Origin of the sequence: Streptomyces sp. NPDC002265 (genome assembly GCF_040296125.1) — a bacterium.
Lineage (GTDB): Bacteria > Actinomycetota > Actinomycetes > Streptomycetales > Streptomycetaceae > Streptomyces.
This window is the reverse complement of sequence record NZ_JBEOWS010000018.1, coordinates 1-18,961: the sequence shown is the minus strand read 5'-3', so window position 1 is coordinate 18,961 and position 18,961 is coordinate 1. Positions and strand designations below refer to the sequence as shown.

The window sequence follows — 18,961 nt, the reverse complement described above, 5'->3', positions numbered from 1 at the left end:
CAGTGCTTCAGACGACCTGCGCCCTACTGGTTGTACGGACCGTAGTCGTAGTCCTCCAGCGGAACGGCCTGGCCGGAGCCGGTGCCGAACGGCGAGTAGTCGATGTCGTCGTAGCCGACGGCCGAGTACATCGCGGCCTTGGCCTCCTCGGTCGGCTCGACCCGGATGTTGCGGTAGCGGGACAGACCCGTACCGGCCGGGATGAGCTTACCGATGATGACGTTCTCCTTGAGGCCGATGAGGCTGTCGGACTTGGCGTTGATCGCCGCGTCCGTCAGAACTCGGGTCGTCTCCTGGAAGGAGGCGGCCGACAGCCAGGACTCCGTCGCCAGCGAGGCCTTGGTGATACCCATGAGCTGCGGACGACCCGAAGCCGGGTGACCACCCTCCTGGACCACACGACGGTTCTCGGTCTCGAACTTCGAGCGCTCGACCAGCTCGCCGGGCAGCAGCTCGGCGTCGCCCGACTCGATGATCGTCACACGGCGCAGCATCTGCCGGATGATGATCTCGATGTGCTTGTCGTGGATCGACACACCCTGCGAGTTGTAGACCTTCTGGACCTCGCCGACCAGGTGGACCTGGACGGCACGCTGGCCCAGGATGCGCAGCACGTCGTGCGGGTTGGTGGCACCCACGGTGAGCTTCTGGCCCACCTCGACGTGCTCGCCCTCGCTGACCAGGAGTCGGGCGCGCTTCGAGATCGGGAACGCCGTCTCGTCGCTGCCGTCGTCCGGCGTGATGACGATCTTCTTGGTCTTCTCGGTCTCCTCGATCCGCACGCGGCCGGAGGCCTCGGAGATCGGGGCGACACCCTTCGGGGTACGGGCCTCGAAGAGCTCGACGACACGCGGCAGACCCTGGGTGATGTCGTCACCGGCCACACCACCGGTGTGGAAGGTACGCATCGTCAGCTGGGTACCGGGCTCACCGATGGACTGGGCGGCGATGATGCCGACCGCCTCACCGATGTCGACCAGCTTGCCGGTGGCCAGCGAGCGGCCGTAGCACATCGCGCAGGTGCCGACGGCGGACTCGCAGGTCAGGACCGAGCGGGTCTTGACCTCCTCGACGCCCGCGCCGACCAGCTGGTCGATGAGGACGTCACCGAGGTCGACGCCCGCCGGGGCGAGCACCTTGCCGTCGACGACGATGTCCTCGGCGAGGCAGCGCGCGTACACGCTGGTCTCGGCGTTGTCCGCCTTGCGCAGGACGCCGTCGGCGCCGCGCTCGGCGATGGCCAGCTTGAGGCCGCGCTCGGTGCCGCAGTCCTCCTCGCGGATGATGACGTCCTGCGAGACGTCCACCAGACGACGGGTCAGGTAACCCGAGTCGGCGGTACGCAGGGCGGTGTCCGCCAGACCCTTACGGGCACCGTGCGTGGAGATGAAGTACTCCAGCACGGACAGGCCCTCACGGAAGGACGCCTTGATCGGACGCGGGATGGTCTCGTTCTTCGCGTTCGACACCAGACCACGCATACCGGCGATCTGCCGCATCTGCATCATGTTTCCTCGGGCACCCGAGTCAACCATCATGAAGATGGGGTTCGTCTTGGGGAAGTTCGCGTTCATCGCCTCGGCGACCTCGTTGGTCGCCTTGGTCCAGATCGCGATGAGCTCCTGCGTGCGCTCTTCCTTGGTGATCAGACCGCGCTCGTACTGCTTCTGGACCTTCTCGTCCTGCGCCTCGTAGCCCGCGACGATGGCCTTCTTGGCCTCGGGGACGACGACGTCGGAGATGGCCACGGTGACACCGGAGCGGGTGCCCCAGTAGAAGCCGGCCGACTTCAGGTTGTCGAGCGTCGCCGCCACGATGACCTTGGGGTAGCGCTCCGCCAGGTCGTTGACGATCTCGCCGAGCTGCTTCTTGCCCACCGAGTAGTCGACGAACGGGTAGTCCTCGGGCAGCAGCTCGTTGAAGAGCGCACGGCCCAGGGTCGTCCGCAGGCGGAAGGTGTCACCCTGCTGCCACTCCGGCTCGCCCTCCTCCTGCGCCGGCGGGGTCCAGCCGCGCGGCGGGATGGTGCCCACCGGGAAGCGGATGTCGATCGCCGACTGCAGCGCGAGCTCACCGGCGTCGAACGCCATGATCGCCTCGGCCGTGGAGCCGAACGCGCGGCCCTCGCCCTTGGTGTCGCGCAGCTCACCGTCGGTCGTCAGGAAGAACAGACCGAGGACCATGTCCTGGGTCGGCATCGTCACCGGACGGCCGTCGGCGGGCTTGAGGATGTTGTTCGAGGACAGCATCAGGATGCGGGCCTCGGCCTGCGCCTCCGCGGACAGCGGCAGGTGCACGGCCATCTGGTCACCGTCGAAGTCCGCGTTGAACGCGGTGCAGACGAGCGGGTGGATCTGGATGGCCTTGCCCTCGACCAGCTGCGGCTCGAAGGCCTGGATGCCGAGGCGGTGCAGGGTGGGCGCACGGTTCAGCAGAACCGGGTGCTCGGCGATGACCTCTTCGAGGACGTCGTACACGACCGTGCGGCCGCGCTCGACCATCCGCTTGGCGCTCTTGATGTTCTGCGCGTGGTTCAGGTCGACCAGGCGCTTCATCACGAACGGCTTGAAGAGCTCCAGCGCCATGGCCTTGGGCAGACCGCACTGGTGCAGCTTCAGCTGCGGACCGACGACGATCACGGAACGCGCGGAGTAGTCCACACGCTTGCCGAGCAGGTTCTGACGGAATCGACCCTGCTTGCCCTTCAGCATGTCGCTGAGGGACTTCAGCGGACGGTTGCCGGGGCCCGTGACCGGGCGACCACGACGGCCGTTGTCGAACAGCGCGTCGACGGCCTCCTGGAGCATGCGCTTCTCGTTGTTCACGATGATCTCGGGCGCGCCGAGGTCGAGAAGCCGCTTCAGGCGGTTGTTGCGGTTGATCACACGGCGGTACAGGTCGTTGAGGTCGGAGGTCGCGAAGCGGCCACCGTCCAGCTGCACCATCGGGCGAAGGTCCGGCGGGATGACCGGCACGCAGTCCAGCACCATGCCCTTGGGGCTGTTGCTGGTCTGCAGGAACGCGGAGACGACCTTCAGGCGCTTGAGCGCACGGGTCTTCTTCTGGCCCTTGCCGGTGCGGATGATCTCGCGGAGCTTCTCGGCCTCCTCGTCGAGGTCGAAGGACTCCAGGCGCTTCTGCAGCGCCGCGGCACCCATCGAACCGTCGAAGTACGTGCCGAAGCGGTCGCGCAGCTCGCGGTAGAGCAGCTCGTCGCCCTCGAGGTCCTGGACCTTGAGGTTCTTGAACCGGGTCCACACCTCGTCGAGACGGTCGATCTCGCGCTGCGAACGGTCGCGCAGCTGCTTCATCTCACGCTCGGCGCCCTCGCGCACCTTGCGGCGCACGTCGGCCTTGGCACCCTCGGCCTCGAGCTCGGCCAGGTCGGTCTCGAGCTTCTTGGCGCGGGCCTCGAGGTCGGCGTCGCGGCGGTTCTCGATCTGCTGACGCTCGACGGAGACGTGGGCCTCCAGCGAGGGCAGGTCGCGGGTGCGGCGCTCCTCGTCCACGAACGTGATCATGTACGCGGCGAAGTAGATGACCTTCTCGAGGTCCTTCGGCGCCAGGTCCAGCAGGTAGCCCAGACGCGACGGGACGCCCTTGAAGTACCAGATGTGGGTGACGGGAGCGGCCAGCTCGATGTGGCCCATCCGCTCACGGCGCACCTTGGCGCGAGTGACCTCGACGCCGCAGCGCTCACAGATGATGCCCTTGAAGCGGACGCGCTTGTACTTGCCGCAGTAGCACTCCCAGTCCCGGGTCGGACCGAAGATCTTCTCGCAGAAGAGTCCGTCCTTTTCGGGCTTCAGGGTGCGGTAGTTGATGGTCTCGGGCTTCTTGACCTCGCCGTGGCTCCACTGACGGATGTCGTCAGCGGTGGCCAGACCGATCCGGAGCTCGTCGAAGAAGTTGACGTCGAGCACTATGCGTCAATCCCTCTCAGGGTTGTAAGTCATGGGGTCTGATACGGGGGTCCTGGGGCCGGCCGGGCTCATGCTGAGCCCGGCCGGACTCCCGTCAGACCTCTTCGACGCTGCTCGGCTCGCGCCGGGACAGGTCGATGCCAAGCTCCTCCGCCGCGCGGAAGACGTCCTCGTCGGTGTCGCGCATCTCGATGGACATGCCGTCCGAGGACAGCACCTCCACGTTGAGGCACAGGGACTGCATCTCCTTGATGAGCACCTTGAAGGACTCGGGGATGCCGGGCTCCGGGATGTTCTCGCCCTTGACGATGGCCTCGTAGACCTTCACGCGGCCGGTGACGTCGTCGGACTTGATGGTCAGCAGCTCCTGGAGGGCGTACGCGGCGCCGTAAGCCTCCAGCGCCCACACCTCCATCTCACCGAAGCGCTGGCCACCGAACTGGGCCTTACCACCCAGCGGCTGCTGGGTGATCATCGAGTACGGACCGGTCGACCGGGCGTGCAGCTTGTCGTCGACCAGGTGGTGCAGCTTCAGGATGTACATGTAGCCGACCGAGATCGGGTCCGGGAACGGCTCACCGGAGCGGCCGTCGAACAGCCGCGCCTTGCCGGTCGGGAGCACCATGCGCTCGCCGTCGCGGTTCGGGATGGTGTGCTGCAGCAGACCCGCCAGCTCGTCCTCGCGCGCACCGTCGAACACCGGGGTGGCGACGTTGGTGCCCGGGGCGACCTGGTCGGCACCGATGACCTGAAGACGCTGGGCCCACTCTTCGGCAAGACCGGAGACGTCCCAGCCGCGGCTGGCGAGCCAGCCGAGGTGGATCTCCAGCACCTGTCCCGGGTTCATTCGGGACGGGACACCGAGCGGGTTGAGGATGATGTCGACCGCGGTGCCGTCCTCCAGGAACGGCATGTCCTCGATCGGCAGGATCTTGGAGATGACACCCTTGTTGCCGTGACGGCCGGCGAGCTTGTCACCGTCGGTGATCTTGCGCTTCTGCGCGACGTAGACGCGGACCAGCTGGTTCACGCCCGGCGGCAGCTCGTCGCCCTCTTCGCGGTCGAAGACGCGGACGCCGATGACCTTGCCGATCTCGCCGTGCGGGACCTTCAGCGAGGTGTCACGGACCTCACGGGCCTTCTCACCGAAGATCGCGCGCAGCAGGCGCTCCTCCGGCGTCAGCTCGGTCTCACCCTTGGGCGTGACCTTGCCGACGAGGATGTCGCCGGCGACGACCTCGGCACCGATCCGGATGATGCCGCGCTCGTCGAGGTCGGCGAGGACCTCCTCGGAGACGTTCGGGATGTCCCGGGTGATCTCCTCGGGGCCGAGCTTGGTGTCACGGGCGTCGACCTCGTGCTCCTCGATGTGGATCGAGGAGAGGACGTCGTCCTGCACGAGGCGCTGCGACAGGATGATCGCGTCCTCGTAGTTGTGACCCTCCCACGGCATGAACGCCACGAGCAGGTTCTTGCCCAGGGCCATCTCGCCGTTCTCGGTGGCCGGACCGTCGGCGAGGACCTGGCCCTCGATGATCCGGTCGCCCTCGTTGACGATGACCTTCTGGTTGACCGAGGTGCCCTGGTTGGAGCGGGCGAACTTGGCCAGGCGGTACGTGATGTACGTGCCGTCGTCGTTGGCGGTGGTGATGTAGTCCGCGGAGACCTCCTGGACGACACCCGCCTTCTCGGCCTTGACCACGTCGCCGGCGTCGACGGCGGAGCGGTACTCCATGCCGGTGCCGACGAGCGGAGCCTCGGACTTAATCAGCGGCACGGCCTGACGCATCATGTTCGCGCCCATGAGGGCACGGTTGGCGTCGTCGTGCTCGAGGAACGGGATCATGGCGGTCGCGACCGACACCATCTGGCGCGGCGAGACGTCCATGTAGTCGACGTCGTCACCGGGGACGTAGTCGACCTCGCCGCCACGACGGCGGACCAGGACGCGGTTCTCGGTGAAGCGCAGGTCGTCGTCGAGCGTGGCGTTGGCCTGCGCGATGACGAAGCGGTCCTCCTCGTCGGCCGTCAGGTAGTCGACCTCGTCGGTGACGACACCGTCGACGACCTTGCGGTACGGCGTCTCCACGAAGCCGAACGCGTTGACGCGGCCGTAGGAGGCGAGCGAGCCGATCAGACCGATGTTCGGGCCTTCGGGGGTCTCGATCGGGCACATGCGGCCGTAGTGCGAGGGGTGCACGTCACGGACCTCGAAGCCGGCCCGCTCACGGGAGAGACCACCCGGGCCAAGAGCCGACAGACGGCGCTTGTGGGTGAGACCCGACAGCGGGTTGTTCTGGTCCATGAACTGCGACAGCTGGCTGGTGCCGAAGAACTCCTTGATGGAGGCGACGACCGGCCGGATGTTGATCAGGGTCTGCGGCGTGATCGCCTCGACGTCCTGGGTCGTCATGCGCTCGCGCACGACGCGCTCCATACGCGCCAGACCCGTACGGACCTGGTTCTGGATGAGCTCGCCGACGCTGCGCAGACGACGGTTGCCGAAGTGGTCGATGTCGTCGGTCTCGACGACGATCGACTGGCCGCTGTCGGCGACCGTCTCGGTCTCGCCCGCGTGCAGCTTCACCAGGTACTTGATCGTCGAGATGACGTCCTCGACGGTCAGGACGCCCGCGTCGAGCGGAGCCTCCGCACCCAGCTTCTTGTTGACCTTGTAGCGGCCGACCTTGGCCAGGTCGTAGCGCTTGGGGTTGAAGTACAGGTTCTCCAGCAGCGTCTGCGCGGCCTCACGCGTGGGGGGCTCGCCCGGACGCAGCTTGCGGTAGATGTCGAGCAGCGCGTCGTCCTGGCCCTGGGTGTGGTCCTTCTCCAGGGTGGCGCGCATGGACTCGTACTCGCCGAACTCCTCGAGGATCTGCTCGGTGGTCCAGCCGAGAGCCTTCAGGAGGACGGTGACGGACTGCTTGCGCTTGCGGTCGATGCGCACACCGACCATGTCGCGCTTGTCGATCTCCATCTCCAGCCAGGCACCCCGGGACGGGATGATCTTGGCGGAGAAGATGTCCTTGTCGGACGTCTTGTCGATGGAGGAGTCGAAGTAGACACCCGGCGAACGGACCAGCTGCGACACCACGACACGCTCGGTGCCGTTGATGACGAAGGTGCCCTTGTTGGTCATGAGCGGGAAGTCGCCCATGAAGACCGTCTGGGACTTGATCTCGCCGGTCTCGTTGTTGGTGAACTCAGCCGTGACGAAGAGCGGGGCCGCGTACGTGAAGTCACGGTCCTTGCACTCGTCGATGCTGTTCTTCGGCGGTTCGAAACGGTGGTCGCGGAAGGTCAGGGACATCGACCCGGAGAAGTCCTCGATCGGGGAGATCTCCTCGAAGATCTCCTCCAGACCGGACTTGGTGGGGACGTCCTGACCGCTCTCCAGAGCCTCCTCGACCCGAGTCTGCCAAGCGGTGTTGCCGAGCAGCCAGTCGAAGCTCTCGGTCTGCAGCGCGAGCAGGTTCGGAACCTCGAGAGGCTCCTTGATCTTTGCAAAGGAGATGCGCAGCGGGGCGGTGCTGGCAGCGTTGTTCGTATTCGCGGTCGAGGCAGTGCGCGAGGCGGCCAAGAGGGGGTCCTTCCGAGGGCTCGGACTCACTACGCGCGTACCGGTCCCTCGCTCACGCATCAGGACAGGAGGTTCCAGATCCGACCAAAAGGCCAGCTCAGAGAGTTCCGGTCAGTGATGCTCGAGTGAAGGCATGCCCCTGGTGACGGGCAGGGGACAGCTAACAGGCAGCGCAAAGGGACAGTGTAGCCACTTGGCACACTGATGTCCAGTGCGGGTTTTTCGAGACCCTCGTTGTTCTCGACACCTGCGCAAGCCCACGCCCTCAATGCACGTTGATACTGCCCTCCACGTCGTCGATCCATGCCTCGGATTCGGATCGTTGTGACGACGCGTCCTGAGAATTGCGCGCTGCGTGCGGTTCGTCAAGGCCCCCTGGCCCGAACCGGCTGCCGCGCTCGTCACTTGCCGCCTGCCACCGGGGGTTTCGCAGGCACGATGAAGATCACCATACTCGCCGGACCGACCGGTGCAAGGAGGCCGCCACCCGGCCCCTCGAACGCCGAAGAGCGACCACCCAGATGGATGATCGCTCTTCGGTGCGTTCGCGTTACAGCCCCAGGAGGCCGTAATCAGCGTGCAGGCGAGGCCCAGGGGACCTCGGGGTGTTACTTGACCTCGACGGAGGCGCCGGCGCCCTTGAGGGACTCGGCGGCCTTCTCGGCGGCGTCCTTGGCGACCTTCTCGAGGACGGGCTTCGGGGCGCCGTCCACGAGGTCCTTGGCCTCCTTCAGACCCAGGGAGGTCAGCTCACGCACGACCTTGATGACCTGGATCTTCTTGTCGCCCGCACCGGTGAGGATGACGTCGAACTCGTCCTTCTCCTCCTCGGCCTCGGCGGCGACGGGGCCGACCGGGCCACCGGCGACGACGGTCGCGGCAGCGGCGGTGACGTCGAACTTCTCCTCGAACGCCTTCACGAACTCGGAGAGCTGGATGAGGGTCATGCCCTCGAACTCGGCGAGCAGTTCGTCCTGGGTGAGAGCCATGATGGCTTTCCTTCCACTAAATCGGCTGGTGCCGGATGTACATGTATGGCGGGCGTACGTTCGGCCCGCTACGACCTCCGCCCCCGGCGGGGAGCCTCAGGCGGCGGTCATTTCGCGAGCCGAGTTACTCGGCACCGCCCTGCTCGTCGACCTTGGCACGGAGCGCGTCCACGGTGCGGACGAGCTTCGAGGGAAGCGCCTGGAAGAGCTGTGCAGCCTGCGTCTGCTTGCCCTTCATGGCGCCCGCCAGCTTGGCGAGCAGAACCTCGCGGGACTCGAGGTCCGCAAGCTTCTTGATCTCGTCGGCGGACAGCGCCTTGCCGTCAAGGACACCGCCCTTGATGACGAGGTTCGGGTTGTCCTTGGCGAAGTCACGAAGACCCTTCGCCGACGTCACCGGGTCACCGGTGATGAAGGCGACCGCCGTCGGACCGTTGAACAGGTCGTCGAGCGTGTCGATCCCGGCCTCGTTGGCCGCAATCTTGGTCAGCGTGTTCTTCACCACGGCGTACTGGGCGTCTTCACCGAGCGAACGGCGCAGCGTCTTGAGCTGCGCCACGGTGAGACCCCGGTACTCGGTCAGCACAGCAGCGTTCGAGCTGCGGAACTGGTCCGCGAGCTCGGCTACCGCGGCAGCCTTGTCGGGCCTTGCCATGAGCGTGGCCTCCTTCCGGGTGATGAGGACCGCTCAGAAGGGGCTGGACAGACGAAACGCCCCGGCGCAGGCGCACGGGGCGTAGCTCGACCGGGCGTACATGGCGCGAACCATGAACTCCGGGAGCATTTCCACGGTCACCTGCGCGGGTCGTCCACTGTCAGCGGATCCTTCGGCCACCGCGCCCTCTCGCGAGCACACGGCAACGACCAGCGGTCTTTGGCTTCGGCAAGAGAGTACGTGAGCGGGCGACCGTCAGGCAAATCCGCCCGTACGGGGCTCACGCCCGGCCGCGACCGTACGGTCAGGGCGTGCTCTTCTGCTGCTTCACCAGGTCCTCGAAGTCCCGGGTGTCCGCGGCCGGCGGGCGGCGCACCGAGAGCCGTACGCCGTAGTCGCGGTAGTGGGCGGTCTGGGTCATCAGGCCCGTCGACATCCGCGCCTCCTCCACCTTCTTCACCAGCAGGTCGCGGTCGTCGACCCAGATGTCCAGGGTCTCGCCGGTGACCCCGGCCGCGGTGAGCTGCTCGCGCAGGGCGCGGTCGGTGAGACCGGCCACCTCCACCGTGCCCGTGTAGTGCCGGGTCCTCACGCCGTCCACCGTCTCCACCCCGGCCGCACGGACGTCCCCGGAGGCCAGCAGGAGCCGGACCGGCGGGACGGGGGCGGTGTTGCGGAGCTGGTCCTTCAGATACCGGCCCGAGTCGCCGGGCAGGGCGTCCAGGTCCTCGTAGTCGTATCTGATCCAGTGCCGGCCGCCCATCTGCCGCGCGAAGCGGGTGCCGACCTGCGCGTAGTACGCGTCGGGCAGCAGCCGGGCCTCCATCGTGGTGGTGCCCAGCCTGCGCATGGTCGCGGCCAGTTCGCCGCCGGTGTACGTGATGCGCAGGGTGCCGGTGGAGTCGCCGGCCCAGTCCAGGGCGCCCTCGGTCCGGGTGGAGAGCATGGCGCCCATGACCGTGGCCGAGGTGATCCGCGCGGAACCGGCCCGGACGGTGGCCCGCTCCACGGCGCGCAGCGCGGCCGCCGTGCGGGTGTCGGGGCGGTGCGGGGCGCTGTCGGACTCCTCGGGCCCCGGGTCGCCGTCACGGTCGGAGGTGCAGCCCGTGAGGGCGGTCAGCGCGGCCGCGAGGAGCAACGGGAGGACACCGCGCCCGACGAGTCTGTCCCTCATCCGTACCCCCCTCGTGTCCCCGTGATCTTCACGCTAACCCGGCGCCGCGGAAAGGGCACGGGTGCGCGCGGAAACAGGGACGGGCCCCGCACCTGGAAAGAGGTGCGGGGCCCGTGACCGACTGGGGTGAGCGTCAGGCTCAGACCGCCGCCGGGTCCTCCTCGACGAGGAGGTTGCGGGTGCGGTTCGGGTCGACCGGGATGCCGGGGCCGATCGTGGTGCTGATCGCGGCCTTCTTGACGTAACGACCCTTGGCGGCCGACGGCTTCAGACGAAGGATCTCGTCGAGCGCGGCGCCGTAGTTCTCCACCAGCTTGGCGTCGTCGAAGGACACCTTGCCGATGATGAAGTGCAGGTTCGAGTGCTTGTCGACGCGGAACTCGATCTTGCCGCCCTTGATGTCGTTGACAGCCTTGACGACGTCCGGGGTGACGGTGCCGGTCTTGGGGTTCGGCATGAGACCACGGGGACCGAGCACGCGGCCGAGGCGGCCGACCTTGCCCATGAGGTCAGGGGTGGCGACGACGGCGTCGAAGTCCAGACGGCCCTTCGCGACCTCGTCGATCAGTTCGTCGGAGCCGACGATGTCGGCGCCCGCAGCCTCTGCGGCCGCAGCACGGTCACCGGTCGCGAAGACCAGGACCCGGGCGGTCTTGCCGGTGCCGTGCGGCAGGTTCACGGTGCCACGGACCATCTGGTCGGCCTTGCGCGGGTCGACACCCAGGCGGAAGGCGACCTCGACGGTGCCGTCGAACTTGCTGGTGGAGGTCTCCTTGGCGAGACGGACGGCCTCGAGGGGGGCGTAGAGCTTGTCCCGGTCGATCTTGGCGTCCGCAGCGCGGAGAGACTTGCTGCGCTTGCTCACTACTGCTCCTGTGTGTTCTTGAGGAGTCGTGGTACGGGCCGAGCAGGCCCCGCCACGGTTCTACGAAGGTGCTACGGGGCTGGGGTTCAGCCTTCGACCGTGATGCCCATGGAACGGGCGGTGCCGGCGATGATCTTCGCGGCGGCGTCCAGGTCGTTGGCGTTGAGGTCGGGCATCTTGGTCGTGGCGATCTCGCGGACCTGCGCCTCGGTGATCTTGGCGACCTTGGTCTTGTGCGGCTCGCCGGAGCCCTTCTCGACACCCGCGGCCTTGAGGATCATCTTCGCGGCCGGCGGAGTCTTGGTCACGAAGGTGAAGGAACGGTCCTCGTAGACCGTGATCTCCACCGGGATGACCCAGCCACGCTGCGACTCGGTCGCGGCGTTGTAGGCCTTGCAGAACTCCATGATGTTGACGCCGTGCTGACCGAGCGCGGGGCCGACCGGCGGAGCCGGGTTCGCCGCACCGGCGTTGATCTGGAGCTTGATAAGCCCCGTGACCTTCTTCTTCTTGGGAGGCATGTGCTCTCTCCGGGTCCTAGTGAGAGTTTTCAGCTTCCGTCCGGTTAATCCGGATGGAGGCATACCGCACTACGGTAGCCGATGCACTCCCGGCACAAGAAATCGAGCTGGTCAGGCGGGTTTCACGGGGGTACGGCGCCGCACCGCGAGCACTGTCCTGACCAGCCCCGCTACCAGGAAAATCCCGCCGAACAGCCCGGCGACCGAGACCAGTTGGCCGACACCGGCACCGGCCACCGGAAAGGCCGAGCGCAGAAAAGGGGAAGGGGCCGCGGGCGGGAACGGGGCGAGGGCGCCCGGACCGCGCGGGCTGTGCCGCACTGTCCGAGGCGCCCTCGGCCGCCGTGTTGCCTATGTCACTCGCCCGTCGCTCGTCACACCCCGGATCTCTCGATCCCGGCCGGTGTTCCCCGAGGACGGTTCAGTTCTTCTGGATCTGGTCGAAGGAGAGCTCGACCGGCGTCTCGCGGCCGAAGATCTCCACCAGGCCCTTGACCTTCTTGGAGTCCGGGTTGATCTCGTTGATGGTCGCCTGGAGCGTGGCGAACGGACCGTCGGTGACGGTGACCGAGTCGCCGACCTCGAAGTCCAGCACCTGGACCTCGACCTTGCGCTGCGGCGCCGGCTTGCCCTCGGCCTCGGCGGCCTCACGGGCGGCCTTCTCCTCGGCCTCCGGGGCGAGCATCTTGACGATCTCGTCCAGGGTCAGCGGGTACGGGTCGTAGGCGTTGCCCACGAAGCCGGTGACACCGGGGGTGTTGCGGACGACGCCCCAGGACTCGTTCGTCAGGTCCATGCGCACCAGCACGTAGCCGGGGAGCTTGTTCTGGCGGATGGTCTTGCGGTCGCCGTTCTTGATCTGGACGACCTCTTCCTGCGGCACCTCGGCCTGGAAGATGTAGTCCTCGACGTTCAGCGAGACGGCGCGCTGCTCCAGGTTGGTCTTCACGCGGTTCTCGTAGCCGGCGTAGGTGTGGATCACGTACCACTCGCCGGGCAGGGAACGCAGTTCCTGACGGAGGGCCTCGACGGGGTCGACGGGCTCGGCCTCCTCCTCGGCGGCCTCGTCCTCGACGGCCTCCTCGGAGTCGTCCTCGTCGGACTCGTCTTCCTCGGACTCGTCCTCGGTGGTCTCGTCCTCGTCCAGGGCGTGCAGCGCGGCCTCCTCGGCCGGCTCACCCGCCTCGGCTTCCGCAGCCTCGAACTCGTCCTGCTCGTCCGCGCCCTCGACGTTGTCGAGCTCGTCGTCCACGGACTCGTCCGGCTCGATGGCGTCGTCGTTCAGGTTGGCGTCAGACACTGTGGCTGCTTCTTCCTGGATACATAGGGGTGGAACACGCGAAAGGGACGCCGGTAACCGCGGCGCCCTTCGCTAGGTCGGCTCAGCCGAAGACGTACTTGGCTCCATGGCTGAGCCCATAGTCAATCACGGTGACCAGAGCGATCATGATCGCAACGAAGAAGATCACCACAGTGGTGTACGACGTCAGCTGGTTGCGCGTCGGCCAGACGACCTTGCGCAGTTCCGCAACGATCTGCCGGTAGAAGAGGGCGAGTCGCTTCAGCGGGCCCTTCTTGGCGCGCTTGCCACCCTTGCGGGGCTTCTTCTTGGACTCGAGCGCCTCGTCCTGGGCATCAGGCATGTCGATGGAGCCCACGGCGTCCGCCATTCGTCCTCACCTGATTCCGGGTCGTGACCGTGCCGCGCCCGGTTTGAGCCGCACGGCGGTGCATTTCTGTACGTACATGCGCACACATCACTGGCGAATGGTGTGTGTAGCAGGGCCGGAGGGACTTGAACCCCCAACCGCCGGTTTTGGAGACCGGTGCTCTACCAATTGAGCTACGACCCTTTGTGTGTCCCCAACGTACCGCATCCGGACGGGTGCTCGGTGTGCACCCGATGAGCGCGGGCCGCTGAAGGCCAACGAGGTGAGAGTGTACGTGGTCCGGGGCCGGTCGTCGAACAGAAAGCGCCCGTGAGGGCGCCGGAAGCGGAAGATCACCGGAAAGCTGACGGAAGATCACCAGGCCATCGTGGGGTTCCGGACTGGTGTTCAGGACTGCGCCCGGTCCTGTTCAGTCTGTGAAACCAGCGTGCCGGGGGCGTTTCCGGTCTGAAACGATGGGGTCCATGAGCGCTGCAACCTCTCCCACCGAGCGCCGGGTCTCCGCCCGCATCGGCGCGATCTCCGAGTCTGCCACCCTCGCCGTGGACGCCAAGGCCAAGGCCCTGAAGGCCGCCGGGCGTCCGGTGATCGGATTCGGCGCCGGCGAGCCCGACTTCCCGACTCCGGACTACATCGTCGAGGCGGCCGTCGAGGCCTGCAAGAACCCGAAGTACCACCGCTACACGCCCGCCGGCGGCCTGCCCGAGCTCAAGACCGCCATCGCCGCGAAGACGCTGCGCGACTCCGGGTACGAGGTCGACGCGTCCCAGATCCTGGTGACCAACGGCGGCAAGCAGGCGATCTACGAGGCGTTCGCCGCGATCCTCGACCCGGGCGACGAGGTCATCGTCCCGGCGCCGTACTGGACCACCTACCCGGAGTCGATCCGGCTGGCCGGCGGTGTCCCGGTCGAGGTCGTCGCCGACGAGACGACCGGTTACCGGGTCTCGGTGGAGCAGCTGGAGGCGGCCCGCACCGAGAACACCAAGGTGCTGCTCTTCGTCTCCCCCTCCAACCCGACCGGCGCGGTCTACACCCGCGAGCAGATCGAGGAGATCGGCCGCTGGGCCGCCGAGAAGGGCCTGTGGGTCCTGACCGACGAGATCTACGAGCACCTCGTCTACGGCGACGCGGAGTTCCACTCCCTGCCGGTGGTCGTGCCCGAGCTGGCCGACAAGTGCATCGTGGTCAACGGTGTCGCCAAGACGTACGCCATGACGGGCTGGCGCGTGGGCTGGGTCATCGGCCCGAAGGACGTCGTCAAGGCGGCCACGAACCTCCAGTCGCACGCCACGTCGAACGTCTCCAACGTGGCCCAGGTGGCCGCCCTGGCCGCCGTCTCCGGCGACCTGTCGGCCGTCGCCGAGATGCGCGAGGCCTTCGACCGGCGCCGCAAGACGATCGTGCGGATGCTGAACGAGATCGACGGCGTGCTCTGCCCCGAGCCCGAGGGCGCGTTCTACGCCTACCCGTCGGTGAAGGGCCTGCTGGGCAAGGAGATCCGCGGCAAGCGCCCGCAGGACAGCGTGGAACTGGCCGCGCTGATCCTGGAGGAGGCCGAGGTCGCGGTCGTTCCGGGCGAGGCCTTCGGCACGCCGGGATACCTGCGGCTGTCGTACGCGCTCGGCGACGAGGACCTCGTCGAGGGCGTCAGCCGGATCCAGAAGCTGCTGGCCGAGGCGCGGGACTGAGTTCCCGCGCGCAGAAGTCGTACAGGGCACCCGGGACATCGGTCCCGGGTGCCCTGTTCCGTTCTGTTCCTTTGTGCGAGCAAGACCACGATCGGGGAAACCGCTACCGGGACGGCGGGGACGTACGGCAGGATCCTTGGATGGAGCGTGTACCTGTACGTGATGTCTCTGAGCTGCCGAAAGCCCATCTGCATCTGCACTTCACCGGGTCGATGCGGCCCGGCACCGTGCTGGAGCTGGCCGACAAGTACGGGGTGCGGCTGCCCGACGCGCTCACCGAGGCGCTGACGAGCGGGGAGCCGCCGAGACTGCGGGCGACCGACGAGCGGGGCTGGTTCCGCTTCCAGCGCCTGTACGACGCGGCCCGCTCGTGCCTGCGGCAGCCGGAGGACATACAGCGGCTGGTCCGGGAAGCGGCCGAGGAGGATGTGCGGGACGGCTCGGGCTGGCTGGAGATCCAGGTCGACCCGACCTCGTACGCGCCGCGCCTGGGCGGGCTGATCCCGGCGCTGGAGATCATCCTGGACGCGGTGGACACCGCCTCGCGCGAGACCGGGCTCGGCATGCGGGTCCTGGTGGCCGCGAACCGGATGAAGCACCCGCTGGACGCCCGTACGCTGGCCCGCCTGGCGGTGCGCTACGCGGACCGGGGGATCGTCGGATTCGGGCTGTCGAACGACGAACGCCGGGGCATGGCCCGGGACTTCGACCGCGCGTTCGCCATCGCCCGCGAGGGCGGCCTGCTGGCGGCGCCGCACGGCGGCGAGCTGACCGGCCCGGCCTCGGTACGCGACTGTCTGGACGACCTGGACGCCACCCGGATCGGGCACGGAGTGCGCGCGGCGGAGGACCCCCGGCTGCTGAAGCGGCTCGCCGACCGAGGGGTGACCTGCGAGGTGTGCCCGGCCTCGAACGTGGCACTCGGCGTCTACGAGAAGCCGGAGGACGTCCCGCTGCGCACCCTGTTCGAGGCGGGCGTCCCGATGGCGCTGGGCGCCGACGACCCACTGCTGTTCGGCTCCAGGCTGGCCGCCCAGTACGAGATCGCCCGCGAGCACCACGCCTTCACGGACGCGGAGCTCGCGGAACTGGCCCGGCAGTCCGTACGGGGTTCGGCGGCACCGCAGGACGTGAAGCAGAGGCTGCTGTCGGGGATCGACGACTGGCTGACCGCCTGACCGGCCGACGGGCCCTTCAGGCCGTCCCGGCCGGCTCCGCCTCGGGGGCGATTCCGGCCAGGAGGGTGCGGGCCAGGCGCCGGGCGAAGTCGTCCAGCGGCGGACGGACTCCGTCGGGCGTCGCGTCGTAGGCGAACGCGCGCTGGGCGCACGCGCCCAGCAGCAAGGACGCGGCGGTGCGGGTGTCGGCGTCGGGGCCGACCCGCCCGGCGGCCTGCTCGGCGCGGAGGTAGGCGTCCAGGCCCTCGATCGGCCGGTGCGGTCCCGTGCCCATCTCCCGCATCGCCTGGTCGTGCCGCCGCTTGAGCTGGGTCTCCGCGTACAGGGAGGCCGCGATCGGGAAGCTCTGCTCGTAGAACAGGGCCGCCTGGCGGGCGATCTCGGTGAGGTTCTCCTCCAGACCGCGTCGGCCGGGGTCGGCGGTCAGGGCGCTCAGCAGCGGGGTCAGCCGGGGCAGCCGTTCCGCGAGCACCCGGATGAACAGGTCCTCCTTGCTCGGGAAGTACTTGTACAGGGCCGCCTCGGAGCAGCCGGCCGCCCTGGCGATCTCCTTCGTCGTGGCGCGGGCCAGTCCGAGCGTGAGCATCAGTTCGTGCGCGGCGTCGAGAATCCGGACCCGGGCCGGTACGGCCTGTTTCTGCTGCATGGGACCCAAGGATTTCACGACGCGTCCTTCCCGGCCCCGGCCAGGTCTTGACTCGTGGGTGAGTACTCGCTCACCCTGAGGGAACAAGGGTGAGTGAATGCTCACCCACCTGTCTGGAACAGTACGGGAGACGGTCATGAACCTCACCGTTCTCGGTGCCACCGGAGGCATCGGTCAGGAAATCGTCCGCCAGGCGCTGGCGTCGGGACACCGGGTCACGGCCGTCGTCCGTGACCCCGCCCGGCTGACGGTCACCGGCGCGGGCCTGGAGGTGTTCCGTACGGACCTGTCGGACCCGGCGGAGCTGGGGCCCGCGGTGGCCGGCCGGGACGCGGTGCTGTCCGGCCTCGGAGCCCGCAGCCGCAAGGACGCCGGGGTCGCGGCCCGGCTGACCCGCACGGTGCTGGCGGCGATGGAGGCGGAGGGGGCACGGCGGCTGCTCGTGGTGAGCGCGGGGCCGGTCGGCCCCGAGCCCGAGGGCGACGGCTTCCTCGACCGCACCATGCGCGGCCTGGTCTCGGCGGCCCTCAAGGACGTGTACGCCGATCTGCGCGCCATGGAGGCCCAACTGGCGGGCAGCGCCACGGACTGGACGGTCGTACGGCCGCCCCGGCTCCAGAACAAACCGCTCACCGGGAGGTACCGGACGGTGGTCGGCGGCTTCCCGCCCGGCGGCCGCTTCATCGCCCGCGCCGACGTGGCCCACGCGATGCTGGCGATGATCGGTGACCCGGCCACGGTGAAGCAGGGGGTGGGTCTGGCCTACTAGGGCCTGCCCCCAGGGACGGCCGACGCCCGGCCGGTCCGGGCCGGGGTCGGCCCGGGCGGCCGGCTACAGGCTGGTTCCCACCATCACCGGCTCGTTGACCAGCGTGATCCCGAACGCCTCGCGCACCCCCGCGATCACCTCGCGGGCGAGTGCCAGCAGGTCCTCGGCGGTTGCCGTGCCCCGGTTGGTGAGGGCGAGCGTGTGCTTGGTGGAGATGCGGGCGGGCCCGGTGCCGTAGCCCTTGGTGAAACCGGCCTTGTCGATCAGCCAGGCCGCGGAGGTCTTGGTGTGCCCCTCCCCCGCCGGGTAGGCGGGCGCCTCCGCGTCCTCGCCCAGGCGCTCGCGCACCCGTGCCCGGAACACGGCGAAGTCGGCGTCGGTGAGGATCGGGTTGGTGAAGAAGGACCCGGCGGACCAGGTGTCGTGGTCCTCGGGGTCCAGGACCATCCCCTTGCCCGCGCGCAGCTTCAGCACGGTCTCGCGGGCGCGGGCCAGCGGTACGCGGTCGCCGGGTGCCACGCCCAGCGCACGGGCGGTCTCGGCGTAGCGCAGGGGCGCGGACAGTCCGTCCGCGTCCTCCAGCTCGAAACGGACGCGCAGCACGACATACCGCTCCGGGTCCGCCTTGAAGCGGCTGTGCCGGTACGAGAAGGCGCAGTCGGCGTTCGTGAGGGCGACCGTCCCGCCGGCCCGGCGGTCGTAGGCGATCACCTCGGTGATCGTCGAGGAGACCTCCTGCCCGTACGCCCCCACGTTCTGGATCGGGGTCGCGCCCGCCGATCCGGGGATGCCGGCGAGGCACTCGATCCCGGCGAGCCCGGCTTCCACCGCGCGGGCGACGGCGTCGGTCCAGATCTCGCCGGCGGCCAGCTCCAGCGTCGTCCCGCGCAGTTCGAACCCGCGGGTGGCGATGCGCAGGGCGGTCCCGGCGAAGCCCTTGTCACCGATGACGAGGTTCGACCCGCCGCCGATGACCAGCAGCGGTGTGCCGCTGTCGTCGGCCTCGCGGACGGCCTCGATCACCTCGGCGTCGGTCGTCGCGGTGACCAGCCGGGTCGCGGGACCGCCCAGCCGGAAGGTGGTCAGCGGGGCGAGGGGGGCGTCGTGGAGTTCCTGCACGCGCCCAAGACTACGAGACGCCACCGACAGCCCGGCCCACCCACCGCCGGTGCCGCCGGCGGCACCGGTACGCGCGCGTACCCCTCCAGCCCTCCCTGCGCACGCGCGCACTCCCCTTTTCCCGCCCGGCACGCGCGCGTACCGCTCGTCCTCCGCGCCGGTGTCCCCGTACCGCGCCCAC

General features: G+C 68.4%; 14 protein-coding genes and 1 tRNA gene. 3 read left to right on the top strand and 12 right to left on the bottom strand.

Going from position 1 to position 18,961, the window contains the following annotated elements:
* Positions 1-23: 23 nt before the first annotated feature.
* From ABT085_RS05460 to ABT085_RS05415, 10 genes are all read right to left on the bottom strand, one after another.
* Positions 24-3,923, bottom strand: a complete 3,900-nt coding sequence (locus tag ABT085_RS05460; RefSeq protein ID WP_351602447.1) for a DNA-directed RNA polymerase subunit beta' — start codon at positions 3,921-3,923, stop codon at positions 24-26.
* Between the two features lie 94 nt (positions 3,924-4,017).
* Complete coding sequence (gene rpoB / locus ABT085_RS05455; protein WP_351602445.1) at positions 4,018-7,503, bottom strand: DNA-directed RNA polymerase subunit beta; 3,486 nt, start codon at positions 7,501-7,503, stop codon at positions 4,018-4,020.
* A 608-nt stretch (positions 7,504-8,111) separates the two neighbouring features.
* Positions 8,112-8,492, bottom strand: coding sequence for a 50S ribosomal protein L7/L12 (gene rplL, locus ABT085_RS05450; RefSeq protein ID WP_351602443.1), 381 nt, complete (start codon positions 8,490-8,492; stop codon positions 8,112-8,114).
* Positions 8,493-8,616: 124 nt separating this feature from the next.
* Positions 8,617-9,147 carry a 50S ribosomal protein L10 gene (gene rplJ, locus ABT085_RS05445; protein WP_351602441.1) on the bottom strand — a complete coding sequence of 177 codons (531 nt, stop codon included), beginning with the start codon at positions 9,145-9,147 and terminating at the stop codon, positions 8,617-8,619.
* Between the two features lie 304 nt (positions 9,148-9,451).
* Positions 9,452-10,321 (bottom strand): SCO4651 family lipoprotein, encoded by an 870-nt coding sequence (locus tag ABT085_RS05440; RefSeq protein ID WP_351602439.1) that lies wholly within the window; start codon positions 10,319-10,321, stop codon positions 9,452-9,454.
* Positions 10,322-10,460: 139 nt separating this feature from the next.
* Positions 10,461-11,186 carry a 50S ribosomal protein L1 gene (gene rplA / locus ABT085_RS05435; protein ID WP_351602437.1) on the bottom strand — a complete coding sequence of 242 codons (726 nt, stop codon included), beginning with the start codon at positions 11,184-11,186 and terminating at the stop codon, positions 10,461-10,463.
* An 86-nt stretch (positions 11,187-11,272) separates the two neighbouring features.
* Positions 11,273-11,707, bottom strand: coding sequence for a 50S ribosomal protein L11 (gene rplK / locus ABT085_RS05430; RefSeq protein WP_037627044.1), 435 nt, complete (start codon positions 11,705-11,707; stop codon positions 11,273-11,275).
* A 421-nt stretch (positions 11,708-12,128) separates the two neighbouring features.
* Positions 12,129-13,007 (bottom strand): transcription termination/antitermination protein NusG, encoded by an 879-nt coding sequence (nusG, locus tag ABT085_RS05425; RefSeq protein ID WP_351602435.1) that lies wholly within the window; start codon positions 13,005-13,007, stop codon positions 12,129-12,131.
* Positions 13,008-13,089: 82 nt separating this feature from the next.
* Positions 13,090-13,377, bottom strand: coding sequence for a preprotein translocase subunit SecE (secE, locus tag ABT085_RS05420; protein WP_152888556.1), 288 nt, complete (start codon positions 13,375-13,377; stop codon positions 13,090-13,092).
* A gap of 110 nt (positions 13,378-13,487) precedes the next feature.
* Positions 13,488-13,560, bottom strand: a tRNA-Trp gene (locus ABT085_RS05415).
* A gap of 281 nt (positions 13,561-13,841) precedes the next feature.
* On the opposite strand from ABT085_RS05415, the gene ABT085_RS05410 reads away from it, so the two are divergent.
* Both ABT085_RS05410 and ABT085_RS05405 read left to right on the top strand, forming a co-directional pair.
* Positions 13,842-15,068 carry a pyridoxal phosphate-dependent aminotransferase gene (locus ABT085_RS05410; protein ID WP_351602432.1) on the top strand — a complete coding sequence of 409 codons (1,227 nt, stop codon included), beginning with the start codon at positions 13,842-13,844 and terminating at the stop codon, positions 15,066-15,068.
* Positions 15,069-15,208: 140 nt separating this feature from the next.
* On the top strand, positions 15,209-16,246 hold the full coding sequence (locus tag ABT085_RS05405; protein WP_351602430.1) for an adenosine deaminase: 1,038 nt from the start codon (positions 15,209-15,211) through the stop codon (positions 16,244-16,246).
* A 16-nt stretch (positions 16,247-16,262) separates the two neighbouring features.
* Here ABT085_RS05405 and ABT085_RS05400 read toward each other — a convergent pair whose 3' ends face one another.
* Positions 16,263-16,892 carry a TetR/AcrR family transcriptional regulator gene (locus ABT085_RS05400; RefSeq protein ID WP_351602428.1) on the bottom strand — a complete coding sequence of 210 codons (630 nt, stop codon included), beginning with the start codon at positions 16,890-16,892 and terminating at the stop codon, positions 16,263-16,265.
* 136 nt (positions 16,893-17,028) lie between these two features.
* Between ABT085_RS05400 and ABT085_RS05395 the strand changes: the two genes are divergently transcribed.
* Positions 17,029-17,661 (top strand): NAD(P)-dependent oxidoreductase, encoded by a 633-nt coding sequence (locus tag ABT085_RS05395; RefSeq protein WP_351602426.1) that lies wholly within the window; start codon positions 17,029-17,031, stop codon positions 17,659-17,661.
* Between the two features lie 63 nt (positions 17,662-17,724).
* On the opposite strand, the gene ABT085_RS05390 is transcribed toward ABT085_RS05395, so the two are convergent.
* Complete coding sequence (locus ABT085_RS05390) at positions 17,725-18,780, bottom strand: UDP-N-acetylmuramate dehydrogenase (RefSeq protein WP_351602424.1); 1,056 nt, start codon at positions 18,778-18,780, stop codon at positions 17,725-17,727.
* Positions 18,781-18,961: the final 181 nt, after the last annotated feature.

Coding starts and splice junctions, on each gene's coding strand:
- ABT085_RS05395 (WP_351602426.1), top strand. CDS start 17,029: ATGAACCTCACCGTTCTCGGTGCCACCGGAGGCATCGGTCAGGAAATC.
- rplJ (WP_351602441.1), bottom strand. CDS start 9,147: ATGGCAAGGCCCGACAAGGCTGCCGCGGTAGCCGAGCTCGCGGACCAG.
- secE (WP_152888556.1), bottom strand. CDS start 13,377: ATGGCGGACGCCGTGGGCTCCATCGACATGCCTGATGCCCAGGACGAG.
- ABT085_RS05440 (WP_351602439.1), bottom strand. CDS start 10,321: ATGAGGGACAGACTCGTCGGGCGCGGTGTCCTCCCGTTGCTCCTCGCG.
- rplK (WP_037627044.1), bottom strand. CDS start 11,707: ATGCCTCCCAAGAAGAAGAAGGTCACGGGGCTTATCAAGCTCCAGATC.
- ABT085_RS05405 (WP_351602430.1), top strand. CDS start 15,209: ATGGAGCGTGTACCTGTACGTGATGTCTCTGAGCTGCCGAAAGCCCAT.
- rplL (WP_351602443.1), bottom strand. CDS start 8,492: ATGGCTCTCACCCAGGACGAACTGCTCGCCGAGTTCGAGGGCATGACC.
- ABT085_RS05410 (WP_351602432.1), top strand. CDS start 13,842: ATGAGCGCTGCAACCTCTCCCACCGAGCGCCGGGTCTCCGCCCGCATC.
- ABT085_RS05400 (WP_351602428.1), bottom strand. CDS start 16,892: ATGCAGCAGAAACAGGCCGTACCGGCCCGGGTCCGGATTCTCGACGCC.